Below are 16,905 nucleotides of genomic sequence, written 5' to 3' on the forward strand. Positions count from 1 at the left end.
AAACATTAAAGATATTCATTTATCTTCTTGTTTTCTTATCATCAGCAGTATGGCCTTTGTACGTACGGGTTGGAGCGAACTCACCCAGTTTGTGTCCGACCATGTCCTCAGTTACATACACTGGCACGTGTTTACGACCATCGTAAACGCCAAATGTGTGTCCGATGAATTGCGGGAAAATTGTAGAACGACGGGACCAGGTTTTGATCACATTCTTCTTACCTGAAGCTTCCATCTCTTCTACCTTTTTAAGCATGTAGCCATCAATGAATGGCCCTTTTTTCAAACTGCGACCCATGTGGAGATCCTCCCTTCAAACATAGCTATTATGCATCCGCAGATGCCTCACGAAGTTATGCACAGTGTGTATTACTTCGTGCGGCGGCGAATGATGTATTTATCAGAAGCTTTATTTTTCTTACGCGTTTTGTAACCAAGTGTAGGTTTACCCCATGGTGACATTGGCGATTTACGTCCGATTGGAGCACGACCTTCACCACCACCGTGTGGGTGATCGTTAGGGTTCATTACTACACCACGAACCTCAGGACGTTTACCCAACCAACGGCTACGACCGGCTTTACCGATTTTGATGAGCTCGTGGTCTTGGTTACCTACAGATCCGATTGTCGCGCGGCAAACTTTCAAAATACGACGAACTTCTCCGGAAGAGAGACGAACGGAAACGTATTTTTCTTCTTTACCAAGCAATTGAGCTTCTGTACCAGCAGCACGAACCAATTGTCCGCCTTTACCTGGTTTCAACTCGATGTTGTGGATAACGGTACCTACTGGAATGTTTTCGAGTGGCAGTGCGTTACCGATTTTGATGTCTGATTCAGGTCCGGAGAATACTTGATCTCCAACTTTCAAACCTTTAGGAGCGATGATATAACGCTTTTCACCATCAGCATAGTGAATCAGAGCGATGTTGGATGTACGGTTCGGGTCATACTCAATCGTAGCAACGCGGCCCGGTATTCCATCTTTAGTACGTTTGAAGTCAATGATACGGTATTTACGTTTGTGTCCACCACCATGGTGACGAACTGTAATTTTACCTTGGTTGTTGCGGCCTGCTTGTTTGCTCAACGGGGCCAACAACGATTTCTCCGGCTGATTTGTGGTGATTTCCTCAAATGTAGAAACGGACATGTTCCGTCTTGCCGGGGATGTTGGTTTATACTTTTTGATTGGCACTGGGTTTCCCTCCTTACTTCAAAAATTCAATTATACAGTTTCAAAGAACTCAAGCGTTTTGCTGTCTTTTGTCAACGTTACAAACGCTTTTTTCCATTCGCTAGTATATCCGGAATAACGTCCGTACCGTTTCGGCTTAGCTGGAACACGAAGCGTGTTCACGTTTTTCACTTTTACATTGAAAATAGCTTCTACTGCCTTTTTGATCTCGGTTTTGTTTGCACGGATATCGACTTCAAATACATATTTCAAGTCGTTCATCATGTCAGCAGTACGTTCCGTAATAATCGGACGTTTTACAATATCACGAGGATCCTTCATTACGCGAGCACCTCCTCTACCTTCTGAACTGCTTCTTTCGTAATGATCAATTTGTCGTGCGAGAGCACGTCAAGAACATTAATACCGTCAGCAGCTACGAATTTCACGCCTGGAATATTCCGTGCGGAAAGAGCTACATTATCATCATAGCTAGGAGCTACGATCAAAGCTTTACGTCCCACTTTGAGGTTACTCAAGATGGCTGCAAATTCTTTAGTTTTAGGCGTACTCAACGTGAGAGCGTCCAAAACGATAATGTCATTGTCAAGCACTTTGGATGAAAGGGCTGATTTGATCGCCAAGCGGCGAACTTTCTTAGGCAGTTTATACGCATAGCTCCGTGGTGTTGGACCAAATACGATACCGCCGCCTTTCCATTGTGGTGAACGAATTGAACCTTGACGAGCGCGACCTGTACCTTTTTGTTTCCAAGGCTTACGTCCACCGCCACGAACTTCAGAACGTCCTTTTACTTTGTGGGTACCTTGACGAAGGGAAGCGCGTTGCATAAGAACTGCATCGTACAGAACGTGTTGGTTCGGCTCAATTCCGAAAACCGCATCGCTCAATTCAACTTCGCCTACTTGGCTACCATCTACATTGTAAACTGATACTTTTGGCATTTTGTGTTCCTCCTTTCTTCAGTGGTTATTTTTTCACCGTTTCTTTAACTCTAATGAGACTGTTTTTCGGTCCAGGAATGGAACCTTTCACGAGCAACACGTTACGCTCAGCGTCTACTTTAACTACTTCAAGACGTTGAATTGTAATAGTGTCATGTCCCATGTGTCCTGGCAGGCGTTTGCCTTTAGGAACGCGGTTAGCTTGGATCGAACCCATTGAACCAGGGCCACGGTGGTAACGCGAACCGTGTGACATAGGTCCAGTGCTTTGTCCCCAACGTTTGATAACGCCAGCAAAACCTTTACCTTTAGAAATACCCGTTACGTCAACGAATTCGCCTTCAGCGAAAATGTCAGCTTTCAGTTCTTGGCCAACTTCATATTCTGCGATGTTGATACCGCGAACTTCACGAACGTAGCGCTTAGGGGCAGTGTTCGCTTTTTTAGCGTGACCTGCTTCTGGCTTGTTAGCATTTTTCTCTTTCTTATCGGAGTAACCGATTTGAATTGCTTCGTAGCCATCGTTCTCAATGTCTTTCTTTTGCAAAACAACACAAGGGCCTGCTTCGATAACCGTTACTGGAACGACGTTACCTTCAGGAGTAAATACTTGAGTCATTCCGAGTTTTTTTCCTAAGATTGCTTTCATGTTGACACCTCTTTTCCTTTATACATGGTCTTTGTTGTAGCTTATATTACAATTTAATTTCGATATCTACACCGGACGGCAGATCCAAGCGCATCAAGGCATCCACAGTTTGTGGAGTCGGGTTAACGATGTCGATCAAACGTTTATGTGTACGTTGTTCGAATTGTTCCCGAGAATCCTTGTACTTGTGCACCGCACGAAGAATAGTAATGATTTGTTTTTCAGTAGGAAGCGGAATCGGACCGGATACACCAGCACCCGAACGTTTTGCTGTTTCAACAATTTTCTCCGCGGATTGATCAAGAATTCTGTGGTCGTAAGCTTTCAAACGAATACGAATTTTTTGCTTTGCCATTTTAGTCCCTCCTTCTATCGCCCAATTTTTATCGGACATACTCCGTGAAAATTTTCTAGCCACTCTCCCATGGCAAAGGGGCCGGGTGTGCCAGTAACCTCTCACATCATCGCAACGTCACAGAACAACATTCATTATTATATAGAAAAGATAGGCGTATTGCAAGCATATTTAAGAAAAACATTTAAACTTATCTTTTCTGATGAAATGACTTCGTTTATTGCAGTGTTAATCTTCAATATCCAGGCTGCCTTGCCAATCCTTCTAAACACGTAAATGATGTTCATTTCGTATGACGCAGGTTCCGAACTTTAAACATAATAAAAGAGTTCTTTATCCGATGTCGGATAAAGAACTCTTCCGAAGCTTCGTTACAATACAATGTTACTCGTTCCAGTACACTGTTACATATGCTTTATTCAGCGTTAAGCCGAATTATTTTTGGATAGATGCTACGGAACCGGCACCTACTGTACGTCCGCCTTCACGAATGGAGAATTTAGTTCCTTCTTCAATCGCGATTGGGGAGATCAGGGAAACAGTAACAGTGATGTTATCACCAGGCATTACCATTTCAGTACCTTCAGGCAAGTTGATGATGCCTGTTACGTCAGTTGTACGGAAGTAGAACTGTGGACGGTAACCAGTGAAGAATGGTTTGTGACGTCCGCCCTCTTCTTTAGTCAGAACGTAGATTTGAGCTGTGAATTCTGTGTGTGGCTTAACAGAACCTGGTTTTGCAAGTACTTGACCACGCTCGATTTGAGTACGGTCAACACCACGCAACAATGCACCGATGTTGTCACCCGCTTGAGCGGAATCCAACAATTTACGGAACATCTCAACGCCTGTTACAACGGATTTTTTAGTTTCTTCAGTGATACCAACGATTTCGATCTCTTCGCCGACTTTAACAGTACCACGCTCTACACGGCCAGTAGCAACAGTACCACGACCAGTGATGGAGAATACGTCCTCGACAGGCATCAAGAAAGGCTTGTCAGTTTGACGCTCAGGCAGTGGGATGTAAGTGTCGATCTCTTTGAACATCTCAACGATTTTTTGAGCCCATTCGCCATCTGGGTTTGCCAGAGCTTCACGAGCGGATCCACGAGTGATTGGAGTATCGTCACCTGGGAACTCATATTCGTTAAGAAGGTCGCGAACTTCCATCTCAACCAATTCCAACAACTCTTCGTCTTCAACCATGTCACATTTGTTCAAGAATACAACAATGTAAGGTACGCCTACTTGACGGGAGAGCAAGATGTGCTCACGAGTTTGTGGCATTGGGCCGTCTGCTGCGGATACTACCAAGATAGCTCCATCCATTTGAGCCGCGCCAGTGATCATGTTTTTAACATAGTCGGCGTGACCTGGGCAGTCAACGTGAGCGTAGTGACGAGTGTCAGTTTCGTACTCAACGTGTGATGTGGAGATTGTGATACCGCGTTCGCGCTCTTCTGGAGCTTTGTCGATTTGGTCGAATGCAATTGCAGCACCACCGTAAGTTTTGGACAATACAGTTGTGATTGCAGCAGTCAGAGTTGTTTTACCGTGATCGACGTGACCAATAGTACCGATGTTAACGTGGGGTTTATTACGTTCGTATTTAGCCTTTGCCATTTGAACGTGGCCTCCTTAAAATTATAATTTTATGTTTTCACTGAATGAAGTGCTCCGAATTAAATTCTTATGCACTTGCATCCAGTGTGAAAAAACTACTCGGTGCCTTTTGTTTTAGCAACGATTTCTTCAGCGATGCTCTTAGGAACTTCTTCATAGTGAGAGAGTTCCATGGAGAATACGCCGCGTCCTTGAGTACCGGAACGAAGAGTTGTAGAGTAACCAAACATTTCAGACAGAGGTACCTTAGCACGGATGATTTGAGCTCCACTACGGGAATCCATACCTTCGATGCGGCCACGACGGGAGTTCAACATACCCATTACGTCACCCATGTACTCTTCTGGAACAGTTACTTCTACTTTCATGATAGGCTCTAGCAGAACTGGTTTACACTTGTCTTTAGCCGCTTTAAGCGCCATAGATCCGGCAATTTTAAATGCCATCTCATTGGAATCGACATCATGGTAAGATCCGTCTACGATTGTAGCCTTAACGTCAACAAGCGGGAAGCCTGCAATAACGCCGTTTTTCATTTGCTCTTCAATCCCTGACAGTGCAGGTTGAATGTATTCTCTTGGTACGGAACCACCGACAACCTTACTTTCGAACTGGCTGCCTGTACCCGGCTCGAGAGGTTCGAATTCAACCCATACGTGACCGTATTGACCACGACCACCGGATTGACGTACGAATTTACCTTCAACGCGCGCTGGAGCACGGAATGTTTCACGGTAAGCTACTTGTGGTTTACCCACAGTAGTTTCAACCTTGAACTCACGACGCATACGGTCGATGATGATATCAAGGTGAAGCTCACCCATACCTGCCAAGATCGTTTGGCCTGTTTCTTCGTCAGTATGAGCACGAAGAGTTGGATCCTCTTCAGTCAACTTACCGAGAGCAACACCCAGTTTATCCTGGTCAGCTTTGGTTTTAGGTTCAACAGCGATTTCGATAACCGGATCAGGGAAGTTCATTGACTCCAGGATAACCGGATTTTTCTCATCACATAGTGTATCACCTGTACCTGTATCTTTCAAACCTACGGCAGCTGCAATATCACCGGAGTAAACTACAGTGATTTCTTGACGGCTGTTCGCATGCATTTGAAGGATACGACCGATACGCTCACGTTTGTTTTTAGTGGCATTCAATACATATGATCCGGATTGAAGAACACCAGAGTATACGCGGAAGAATGTCAATTTACCAACGTAAGGGTCAGTCATAATTTTGAATGCCAATGCGGAGAATGGCTCTTCATCGGATGACTTACGAATTGCTTCAGTTCCATCTTCAAGATGTCCCGTGATCGATGCAACATCTGTTGGAGCTGGCAAGTAGTCGATAACAGCATCCAACATCAGTTGAACACCTTTGTTACGATATGAGGATCCACAGATAACTGGGAAGATCTTAACATCTACAACACCTTTACGGAGTACGGTTTTGATCTCATCAATTGTGATCTCTTCGCCTTCCAGGTATTTCATTGTCAAATCTTCATCCAGTTCAGCAACGCGCTCAATCAACTCGTTGCGAAGTTCTTCAACTTGATCTGCAAACTCTGCAGGAATGTCGGTTTCTTCGATATCTTGACCAAGGTCATCTTTGTACATATGAGCTCTTTGTGCAACGATATCGATGATACCTTTGAAATCATTTTCAGCGCCGATTGGAAGTTGAATCGCAACAGCGTTCGCTTGAAGGCGATCACGCATGTCAGATACAACGTTCAGGAAGTCAGCACCGATGATATCCATTTTGTTTACATATGCGATACGAGGTACGCCGTACTTGTCAGCCTGTCTCCATACGGTTTCGGACTGAGGCTCAACGCCTTCTTTCGCACTGAATACACCAACTGCTCCGTCCAATACACGAAGGGAACGTTCAACTTCAACAGTGAAGTCAACGTGTCCCGGGGTATCAATAATATTAACGCGGTGGCCTTTCCAAGCAGCGGTAGTTGCAGCGGAAGTAATCGTAATTCCGCGCTCCTGTTCCTGTTCCATCCAGTCCATTGTCGCAGCGCCTTCGTGTACTTCACCGATTTTGTGCGTACGTCCTGTGTAAAACAGGATCCGCTCAGTTGTCGTGGTTTTACCCGCATCAATATGAGCCATGATCCCGATATTACGTGTATTTTTTAAGGAGAACTCTCTAGCCATGAAATGGGTCTCCCTTCAAAATTGAAGTTTTTTTATTGTGAACTGAATCCTACCAACGGTAGTGAGCAAACGCTTTGTTCGCTTCAGCCATTTTGTGCGTATCTTCACGTTTTTTAACGGAAGCGCCTGTGTTGTTGGAAGCGTCGATGATCTCAGCCGCCAAACGCTCTTCCATTGTTTTCTCACCGCGGTTGCGGGAGTAGTTCACGAGCCAACGTAATCCCAGAGCAGTACGTCTCTCTGGTTTCACCTCGATTGGTACTTGGTAGTTGGCACCGCCGACACGGCGAGCTTTAACTTCCAGGACTGGCATGATGTTCTTGATTGCTGCTTCAAATACTTCCATAGGGTCATTACCCGTACGTTCTTGAATCAACTTGAACGCATTATACAGAATGCTTTGAGCAACACCGCGTTTTCCGCCGATCATGATGCGGTTGATTAAACGAGTAACCAACTTGCTGTTATATAACGGATCAGGCAGAACGTCTCTTTTCGTAACTGGACCTTTGCGTGGCATGGATATCCCCCTTTCTTTCTTGTTCAGCAGATCCTGTACCTTCCAGACTTAGACCAGAAGGCTTTCAGGCTATCTGCCTATAATAGTTTAGGCTTTTTTAGCTTTTGGACGCTTAGCGCCGTATTTCGAACGAGCTTGCATACGGTTGTTTACACCAGCAGTATCGAGAGCTCCACGAACGATGTGATAACGAACTCCTGCAAGGTCTTTAACTTTACCTCCGCGGATCAATACCACACTGTGCTCTTGAAGGTTATGTCCGATTCCCGGGATATAAGCAGTAACCTCGAGACGGTTCGTCAAACGAACACGGGCATACTTACGAAGTGCAGAGTTTGGTTTACGTGGAGTCATTGTACCTACACGAGTGCAGACACCACGTTTTTGTGGGGCACTGATGTTAGTAGATTCACGTTTCAAAGCGTTGAATCCTTTTTGCAAAGCTGGAGATTTTGACTTCTCAACTTTTGCTTGACGTCCTTTACGAACCAGTTGGTTAATAGTTGGCATGTGATTGCCACCCCCTTCCTCAAATATTCATGTTTCTTTATAAACCTCTTTGCACTAAGTCCACAGACCCAGGCGGTTCATAAAAAGACAAATGAAAAGTTTTTGCCTTGGAGAATCCTTAAAAGTTCTCGGACAAAAACGTTCCTTACCCTATGATTTTACGACAGCAGCCATAGCTGCTCCTACTCCAATCCCGCAAGCCTTGCCGAGATTTTTCATTGTATCCACTTTCGTGCATTTTACATTGTGTTGTTCACACAAAGCAATGATTTTGGAAGTAAGCTGCGGATCACTATCTTCTGCGACATAGACTTCAGAAGCCATACCTGTCTGCACCATCCGCATGGTCTGTTTGGTACCTATTTTGACATGAGCATCTTGCAAGGCTTTTTCATTAGACATTGTGTATTCCTCCGAATAGAACCATGTACAATCAGCTGCCCACGCACCTTTGATATATTAGCATCTAGCGCAAGCATTGTCAATGCTAATCCTAAAACATTTTTTAAAAGTTTACGTGCATCAGGATTCGTCCGCCTGTATCATACAAACGTCCGTCTCCTGACGCACAAAACTTTCACTCTCCTCTAATGAGGAGAAATATATTTAATCAACCGAAACTGGCTCAAGTTCTTCTACTGAAGATTGGCCATCTTCTGGCTCAGCAAATTTGATGCTGCGGTAACGGTGCATACCTGTACCTGCAGGAATCAATTTACCGATGATTACATTTTCCTTCAGACCGAGCAACTGATCGACTTTACCTTTGATCGCTGCATCTGTCAATACACGTGTAGTTTCTTGGAACGAAGCCGCCGAGAGGAAGGAGTCTGTTTCCAGGGATGCTTTCGTAATACCGAGCAGGATTGGTTTAGCAACCGCCGGCTCTTTATCACTAAGAATCGCAATTTTGTTAGCTCTTTCGTACTCATGCATATCCACGAACGATCCTGGCAACAGCGTTGTATCTCCTGCATCTACGATACGGATTTTACGCAGCATTTGACGGATCATAACTTCAACGTGCTTATCGTTAATTTCTACGCCTTGGTTACGATATACGCGTTGTACTTCCTGCAGAATGTAGTTTTGTACACCACGTATACCTTTAATCCGTAACATCTCTTTTGGATCAATGGAACCGTCTGTCAACTCGTCACCCGCTTCAACTTCCGCGCCTTCGCTTACGCGCACACGGGAACCGTAGGTAACGGCGTATACTTTGGATTCCGCTTCACCTTGAATTTCGATTTCACGACGATCTTTCGCTTCGCGAATCTCTTTAACCACACCATCGATTTCACTGATCGTTGCTTGACCCTTAGGATTACGAGCTTCGAACAACTCCTGGATACGTGGCAAACCTTGCGTAATATCGTCTCCGGCTACACCACCGGTATGGAACGTACGCATTGTAAGCTGTGTTCCTGGCTCACCAATGGACTGTGCTGCGATAATACCAACTGCTTCACCGATCTCCACGTGTTTACCAGTCGCGAGGTTGCGACCATAACACTTCTTGCAGACACCATGACTTGCACGGCAGCTGAGGACGGAGCGGATTTGCAATTTAGTAATACCTGCTTTGATAATCGCTTCTGCTTTATCGGAGTCAATCAATTCATTGCGACCTACAATGATTTCTTTCGTTTCCGGATGACGAAGTGTCTCGAAGCAGTATCTGCCTTCAATACGGTCGTAGAGATCTTCGATAACCTCTTTACCATCCTGGATACGACTTACCGTAAAGCCTTTATCTGTACCACAATCATCATCACGCACGATTACGTCTTGGGCTACGTCTACGAGACGACGAGTCAGGTAACCTGAATCGGCTGTACGCAGGGCTGTATCCGCCAAACCTTTACGCGCTCCGTGAGTGGAGATAAAGTACTCGAGTACCGTCAGACCTTCACGGAAGTTCGATTTGATTGGGAGTTCGATAATTCGACCAGATGGGTTGGCCATCAGACCACGCATACCGCCCAATTGGGTGATTTGCGATTTGTTACCCCGTGCTTTGGAGTCTACCATCATCATGATCGAGTTGTAACGATCCATGGACTTCATCAGAATCTCAGTGATGTCATCTTTGGATTTTGACCAGATATCAATGATACGGTCATAGCGCTCCTCATTCGTAATCAGACCACGACGGTACTGATTCGTAACGATTTGTGCTTTTTCCTCAGATTGTCTAAGAATTTCAAACTTCTCAGGAGGAACGATAACATCAGATACCGCAACCGTAATACCGGCACGTGTAGAGTATGTGAAACCAAGTTGTTTGATTTTATCCAAAATAACGGCTGTTTCCGTTGTGTGATAAATTTCAAAACAACGTGCAATGATGGAGCCGAGGTATTCTTTACCGACACCGCCAGCCAGAGGAGCATTCATAATAGCTTCTCTGAGATCAGCACCTTTTTCATATACAAATGAGTGATCTGCAGTACCTTGGTACAGGTTAGCACGAGTCGCATCATTGATATACGGGAAGCTTGCCGGGAAAATTTCATTGAAGATAATTTTACCGACAGTTGTCAGCAACATTCCTTCTTGTTGTTCTTCCGTGAAGCTTGTTTTACCAAGCGCCTTAACAGGAATAGCTACACGCGCATGCAGACCAGCAGTACCACGTTGGTATGCCGATACAGCTTCGTTAACTGTACGCAAGATCATACCTGTGCCCTTTTCTTCCTTGTTATCCATAGTGAGGTAGTAAGAACCAAGCACCATATCCTGGGAAGGAGTAACAACCGGTTTACCGTCTTTCGGGTTCAAAATGTTACCCGATGCAAGCATCAGGATACGTGCTTCCGCTTGAGCTTCAGCGGACAACGGAACGTGCACGGCCATTTGGTCACCGTCAAAGTCGGCATTGTATGCCGTACATACGAGCGGGTGAAGACGAATTGCTTTACCTTCAACGAGAATCGGTTCAAATGCTTGAATACCGAGTCTGTGAAGCGTAGGGGCACGGTTCAACAGAACCGGATGCTCCTTGATTACTTCTTCAAGAACATCCCATACTTCAGGACTTACACGCTCAACTTTACGTTTTGCGCTCTTGATGTTGTGGGCAAGCCCTTTATTTACAAGCTCTTTCATAACAAAAGGCTTGAACAATTCAAGTGCCATATCTTTTGGCAGACCACACTGATACATTTTCAGGTAAGGTCCGACAACGATAACGGAACGACCAGAATAGTCAACCCGTTTACCGAGCAAGTTTTGACGGAAACGTCCTTGTTTACCTTTCAGCATGTGGCTGAGAGATTTCAATGGACGGTTACCAGGACCCGTTACCGGGCGTCCACGACGACCATTATCGATCAATGCATCAACAGCTTCCTGCAACATCCGTTTTTCATTTTGCACGATAATATCCGGCGCGCCCAGATCAAGCAGACGTTTCAGACGGTTATTCCGGTTGATTACACGGCGGTACAAGTCATTCAGGTCAGACGTTGCAAAACGTCCACCATCCAACTGTACCATTGGACGAAGTTCCGGCGGGATAACAGGAAGTACATCCATGATCATCCACTCTGGCTTGTTGCCGGAGTTGCGGAATGCTTCGATAACTTCCAGACGTTTGATTGCACGATTACGACGTTGTCCTTGCGCAGTCCGGAGCTCTTCTTTCAGGAACTCGAGCTCTTTGTCTATGTCAAGGTCTTGAAGCAATTTTTTAACCGCTTCTGCGCCCATGCCAGCATGGAAACCATAGCCGTATTTTTCACGGTAGCTGCGGTATTCTTTCTCGGACAACAGCTGTTTTTTCTCCAGTGGAGTTTCTCCTGGATCAGTTACAACATATGATGCAAAATAAATAATCTCTTCAAGAGATCTTGGAGACATATCCAGAGCAAGACCCATACGGCTCGGAATACCTTTGAAGTACCAGATATGCGATACCGGAGCAGCGAGCTCAATGTGGCCCATCCGTTCGCGGCGTACTTTCGCACGTGTTACTTCAACGCCACAACGATCACAGACAACGCCTTTATAACGGACGCGTTTGTATTTACCGCAATGACATTCCCAGTCTTTTGTAGGGCCAAAAATCTTTTCGCAGAACAGCCCTTCTTTTTCCGGTTTCAACGTACGATAGTTGATCGTTTCCGGTTTTTTCACTTCTCCGCGGGACCAAGAACGAATTTTCTCTGGGGAAGCAAGCCCGATCTTCATGTATTCGAAATTGTTGACGTCCAACAAGGAGCAACCCTCCTTAACCAATTCCTGTAATCTAGGTTACGCCCACTCCGGCCGAAGCCGGAGCAAGACGTGAGCCTGATGAAAAACGCCGGTCATCATGCGCTCGAAGCGGTTTATTCCGCTCCGACCTCTGTACCCTCAAGGTTGAGGCTGAGCTTATCGCTCGCAGCGTCATCTTCATCGTCCATTTCTCTCATTTCAATCTCTTGCTCATCTTCACTCAAAATCTTAACGTCCATACCCAAGCTTTGCAGCTCTTTGATCAATACTTTGAATGATTCAGGAACACCTGGTTCCGGAACATTCTCACCTTTGACAATGGATTCATACGTTTTAACCCGACCAACAACGTCATCGGATTTAACAGTCAAGATTTCTTGCAGTGTATAAGCAGCACCGTATGCCTCAAGCGCCCATACTTCCATCTCCCCGAAGCGCTGTCCACCAAATTGAGCTTTACCACCCAATGGCTGTTGCGTAACAAGTGAGTAAGGACCCGTGGAACGGGCATGGATTTTATCATCAACCATGTGTGCCAGTTTGATCATGTGCATGACACCTACGGTAACTTCACGTTCAAACTCTTCACCTGTACGACCATCATACAGGACAGTTTTACCATTACGTTGCATACCTGCTTCTTCCATCGTATCGAAGACGTCATACTCCTTCGCTCCGTCGAATACAGGAGTTGCTACGTGAATACCCAGTTGCATCGCCGCCATACCCAAGTGAACCTCGAGTACTTGACCGATATTCATCCGGGAAGGTACGCCCAGTGGGTTAAGAACGATCTGAACCGGTGTACCGTCTGGCAGGAAAGGCATATCTTCTTCCGGCAAGATGCGGGCCACGACCCCTTTGTTACCGTGACGTCCAGCCATTTTATCACCCTCGGAAATTTTCCGTTTTTGAGCGATATATACACGAACGAGTTGGTTAACACCTGGAGGCAACTCATCACCGTTTTCGCGGGTAAATACTTTCACGTCTACTACGATACCATCAGTACCATGTGGTACACGCAAGGAAGTATCACGTACTTCACGTGCTTTCTCACCAAAGATCGCATGCAAGAGACGTTCTTCTGCTGTCAGCTCTGTTACACCCTTAGGTGTTACTTTACCAACCAGAATGTCGCCAGCACTGATCTCAGCACCGATGCGGATAATACCGCGCTCATCCAAGTTACGCAACGCTTCTTCCCCAACGTTAGGGATGTCACGTGTGATCTCTTCAGGTCCGAGTTTGGTATCACGTGCTTCTGACTCATACTCCTCGATATGGATGGATGTGTATACATCTTCCTTAACGAGTTTTTCACTGAGCAAGATCGCATCCTCGTAGTTGTAACCTTCCCAAGTCATGAAGGCAACAACAACGTTACGTCCCAGAGCCAATTCACCCATTTCCGTTGAAGGACCATCAGCGAGGATATCGCCAGCTTTGACAGCGGCACCTCTTTTAACAATCGGACGCTGGTTAATGCATGTTCCTTGGTTCGAACGCATAAATTTGTGTAATTTATATTTAACGATATCGCCTTTAACTTCCTGACCGTCCACTTCTTCAACACGACGGACCCAAATCTCGTTCGCAGTAGATCGTTCAATAATTCCGTCATAATCGGAGACAATACATACACCGGAATCTTTCGCGGCTTTGTGTTCCATACCTGTTCCCACAAGTGGTGCTTTAGGAATCAAAAGTGGAACGGCCTGCCGCTGCATGTTTGATCCCATGAGCGCACGGTTGGAGTCATCGTTCTCAAGGAACGGAATAAGCGCTGTAGCGACGGATACAACTTGCTTAGGAGATACGTCCATGTAGTCAACGCGCTCACTCGGCATCGTAAGGATGTTATCCGACTGTTTGTTATAACGTACAATGATCGCTTCTTCTTCAAATGTACTATCTTCATTCAGCTTCGCATTCGCTTGCGCGATAACATAGTTGTCCTCTTCGTCCGCTGTCAGGTAATCAATTTGCTCGGTTACAATACCTGTCTTCGGATCAACCCAACGATATGGAGCTTCAATGAAGCCATATTCATTCACACGGGCGAACGTAGACAAGGAGTTGATCAAACCGATGTTTGGTCCCTCTGGCGTCTCGATTGGACACATACGGCCATAGTGGGATGGATGGACGTCACGCACTTCCATACCTGCGCGCTCACGTGTCAAACCACCGGGTCCGAGTGCGGACAAACGACGTTTATGTGTCAACTCACCCAGCGGGTTCGTTTGATCCATAAATTGTGACAACTGAGAGCTACCAAAGAACTCTTTAATCGATGCAATAACAGGACGTATGTTGATCAATGCCTGTGGTGTAATTACGTTAGCATCCTGAATGGACATTCTCTCACGAACCACACGCTCCATACGGGACAAACCGATACGGAACTGATTCTGCAGGAGTTCACCCACCGAACGCAAACGACGGTTACCCAGATGGTCAATATCATCCGTGCTACCAATTCCCTGCAGAAGGTTAAGGAAATAACTGATGGACGAAATGATATCCGCCGGCGTCACGTTTTTAACGGACTTGTCAATGATTCCATTGGCAATCAGTTTGACTACTTTGCCATCTTCTGTTGGTGAAAATACATCGATCGTTTGCATAGGAACATCATTAGCATCCAGAACACCGTTACCCACGTGATACGTGCGGAAACCAACGCTCTTCTCCAGATACGGCATGATTTCATCCAACAAGCGACGATCCACCATTTGACCCGCTTCAGCAATAATCTCGCCTGTTTCAGCGTCAACAAGTGATTCAGCCAAACGTTGGTTAAACAAACGGTTTTTGATGTGAAGCTTTTTGTTCATTTTGTAACGACCTACATTAGCCAGGTCATAACGTTTTGGATCAAAGAAACGTGCTACGAGCAAGCTTTTCGCATTATCAAGCGTTGGAGGCTCGCCCGGACGAAGACGCTCATAGATCTCAATGAGTGCTTTCTCCGTGGAATCCGTGTTGTCTTTGTCCAGTGTGTTGCGGATATATTCGTCATTACCGAGCAGATCCAGAATCTCAGCATCTGTGCCAAAACCAAGTGAACGCAGGAGAACCGTAACCGGTATTTTACGTGTACGGTCGATCCGGACATAAACAACATCCTTCGCGTCCATCTCCAGTTCCAACCAAGCGCCGCGGTTAGGAATAACTGTAGCGGTATACGTTTTTTTGGCGTTTTTATCTACTTTGGTACTGAAGTAAACGCTAGGAGAGCGAACCAACTGGCTGACAATAACCCGTTCCGCACCATTAATAATAAATGTGCCCGTGTTGGTCATCAGCGGGAAATCTCCCATGAATACTTCCTGCTCTTTGACTTCGCCGGTTTCCTTATTAATGAGCCGGACTTTGACCCGAAGCGGTGCTGCATACGTAACGTCACGCTCTTTTGCGTCGTCTACTGTATACTTCGGTTCACCGAGACTGTAATCGATAAATTCCAAAATCAAGTTACCTGTAAAATCCTGGATCGGCGAGATATCCTGGAACATTTCGCGCAACCCTTCCTCCAAAAACCAATCATAGGATTTTTGTTGGATTTCAATCAGGTTCGGAACTTCGAGTATCTCGTTAATTCGTGCATAACTGCGCCGAGTGCGTCGACCATATTGAACAAGATGTCCTGCCAACTTAAACTCACCCCTCAATGTCTACTCACTTTAAAAATTTCGTTGCGAACCTCTGTTTGTAACCTTATAATGGTACACATACAGAGCAAAGCAATGCATCCACAAATAAAGAAAAGCCCTTACTCGAAATGTCGTTCGAAAAAAGAGCAACTTTGATCGGCGGATGTCTTTCCAAATCATTCTTATCCCCAGTTTGCCCAAAATGTACATATTATACGCCAAACGTAGGCATAATAAGCCCGTTCGGCGTAAAAAAAGGTTGACATTTTTAGTTAGCTAAAGCCAAGTAGGGCATCTTAATACTGACATTTTACAACTATACCACGACCTGAATTTCAAGTCAATAGTCCTATTGCAAAAAAAATGATCCCCTGCTTACTTTACAAACTCGGATTCAGCTTTTAGTAGATACCTCTTCCGATTTCACCGCTTTGAAAATCCGATAGCCTTTATCCTTCGTCACTTCTTCCACTCTTCCAAACAAAGATTCCAATTTTGCTTTCGCTGACGGGGCTCCTTGTTTCTTCTGAATGACAATCCACAACGAACCGCCTACCTTCAGATGGCGATGTGCCTGTTCGAAAATAGTATGAACCGTCTCTTTCCCAGCCCGTATAGGCGGGTTGGTTAGGATAACGTCAAAATCTTGCTTTTTTACTTCAGCCAGTAGATTACTTTGCAATACCGTAACATTGTTAATTCCGTTCGCTTTTGCATTTTCCCTGGAAAGTTCAACGGCTCTCTCGTTGATATCGATCATGGTGACATGCCCATCCGGTACAAGTTTGGCTGCTGTAAGACCCATTGGCCCGTATCCACAGCCCACATCGAGAACATGAGCCCCTGATGGCAACTCTATCGCATCAATCAATACTCTGCTGCCATAATCGATTCCGTTTTTGGAAAACACACCGGCATCCGTCACGAATCGCAGACTGAATCCGCGAAGAACCACTTCAGTTGCTCTGCGATCATGCGCCACTTGTGGTTTGTCCGAATAATAATGATTGGACATGCCCTCACTCACTTTCCATCTACAATTACAGC

Annotated in this window: 14 protein-coding genes; all 14 read right to left on the reverse strand. The window is 45.5% G+C overall.

Annotated elements, in window-relative coordinates:
- Positions 1 to 19: 19 nt before the first annotated feature.
- The 14 genes from rpsS to NST38_RS27005 all read right to left on the reverse strand — a co-directional run bounded on the left by rpsS (position 20) and on the right by NST38_RS27005 (position 16,873).
- Positions 20 to 298: a 30S ribosomal protein S19 gene (gene rpsS / locus NST38_RS26940; RefSeq protein WP_017692079.1), complete on the reverse strand. Its 279-nt coding sequence runs from the start codon at positions 296 to 298 to the stop codon at positions 20 to 22.
- A gap of 71 nt (positions 299 to 369) precedes the next feature.
- A complete protein-coding gene (rplB, locus tag NST38_RS26945; RefSeq protein WP_017692078.1) occupies positions 370 to 1,200 on the reverse strand; it encodes a 50S ribosomal protein L2 in 831 nt (276 codons plus the stop codon).
- A gap of 30 nt (positions 1,201 to 1,230) precedes the next feature.
- Positions 1,231 to 1,521: a 50S ribosomal protein L23 gene (gene rplW, locus NST38_RS26950; RefSeq protein ID WP_017692077.1), complete on the reverse strand. Its 291-nt coding sequence runs from the start codon at positions 1,519 to 1,521 to the stop codon at positions 1,231 to 1,233.
- Entirely contained in the window at positions 1,521 to 2,144 is a 624-nt protein-coding gene (rplD, locus tag NST38_RS26955; RefSeq protein ID WP_338707125.1) for a 50S ribosomal protein L4, read from the reverse strand. The genes rplW and rplD overlap by 1 nt, the downstream gene beginning before the upstream one ends.
- A 25-nt stretch (positions 2,145 to 2,169) precedes the next feature.
- Positions 2,170 to 2,793, reverse strand: a complete 624-nt coding sequence (rplC, locus tag NST38_RS26960) for a 50S ribosomal protein L3 (protein WP_017692075.1) — start codon at positions 2,791 to 2,793, stop codon at positions 2,170 to 2,172.
- Between the two features lie 46 nt (positions 2,794 to 2,839).
- Positions 2,840 to 3,148 carry a 30S ribosomal protein S10 gene (rpsJ, locus tag NST38_RS26965; protein ID WP_017692074.1) on the reverse strand — a complete coding sequence of 103 codons (309 nt, stop codon included), beginning with the start codon at positions 3,146 to 3,148 and terminating at the stop codon, positions 2,840 to 2,842.
- 435 nt (positions 3,149 to 3,583) lie between these two features.
- Complete coding sequence (tuf, locus tag NST38_RS26970) at positions 3,584 to 4,774, reverse strand: elongation factor Tu (RefSeq protein ID WP_017692073.1); 1,191 nt, start codon at positions 4,772 to 4,774, stop codon at positions 3,584 to 3,586.
- 95 nt (positions 4,775 to 4,869) lie between these two features.
- On the reverse strand, positions 4,870 to 6,948 hold the full coding sequence (gene fusA / locus NST38_RS26975; RefSeq protein ID WP_036607177.1) for an elongation factor G: 2,079 nt from the start codon (positions 6,946 to 6,948) through the stop codon (positions 4,870 to 4,872).
- A 49-nt stretch (positions 6,949 to 6,997) separates the two neighbouring features.
- Entirely contained in the window at positions 6,998 to 7,468 is a 471-nt protein-coding gene (gene rpsG, locus NST38_RS26980) for a 30S ribosomal protein S7 (RefSeq protein ID WP_017692071.1), read from the reverse strand.
- A gap of 87 nt (positions 7,469 to 7,555) precedes the next feature.
- Positions 7,556 to 7,978 (reverse strand): 30S ribosomal protein S12, encoded by a 423-nt coding sequence (gene rpsL, locus NST38_RS26985; RefSeq protein ID WP_017692070.1) that lies wholly within the window; start codon positions 7,976 to 7,978, stop codon positions 7,556 to 7,558.
- Positions 7,979 to 8,128: 150 nt separating this feature from the next.
- Entirely contained in the window at positions 8,129 to 8,380 is a 252-nt protein-coding gene (locus tag NST38_RS26990; RefSeq protein ID WP_036607175.1) for a ribosomal L7Ae/L30e/S12e/Gadd45 family protein, read from the reverse strand.
- Between the two features lie 204 nt (positions 8,381 to 8,584).
- Positions 8,585 to 12,199 carry a DNA-directed RNA polymerase subunit beta' gene (gene rpoC, locus NST38_RS26995; protein ID WP_036607173.1) on the reverse strand — a complete coding sequence of 1,205 codons (3,615 nt, stop codon included), beginning with the start codon at positions 12,197 to 12,199 and terminating at the stop codon, positions 8,585 to 8,587.
- Positions 12,200 to 12,312: 113 nt separating this feature from the next.
- Positions 12,313 to 15,858, reverse strand: a complete 3,546-nt coding sequence (gene rpoB / locus NST38_RS27000) for a DNA-directed RNA polymerase subunit beta (RefSeq protein ID WP_036671573.1) — start codon at positions 15,856 to 15,858, stop codon at positions 12,313 to 12,315.
- Positions 15,859 to 16,252: 394 nt separating this feature from the next.
- Positions 16,253 to 16,873 (reverse strand): class I SAM-dependent methyltransferase, encoded by a 621-nt coding sequence (locus NST38_RS27005; protein ID WP_036671575.1) that lies wholly within the window; start codon positions 16,871 to 16,873, stop codon positions 16,253 to 16,255.
- Between the last annotated feature and the right edge of the window lie 32 nt (positions 16,874 to 16,905).

It is taken from the genome of Paenibacillus sp. FSL H8-0104 (assembly GCF_038050215.1).
Lineage (GTDB): Bacteria > Bacillota > Bacilli > Paenibacillales > Paenibacillaceae > Paenibacillus > Paenibacillus amylolyticus.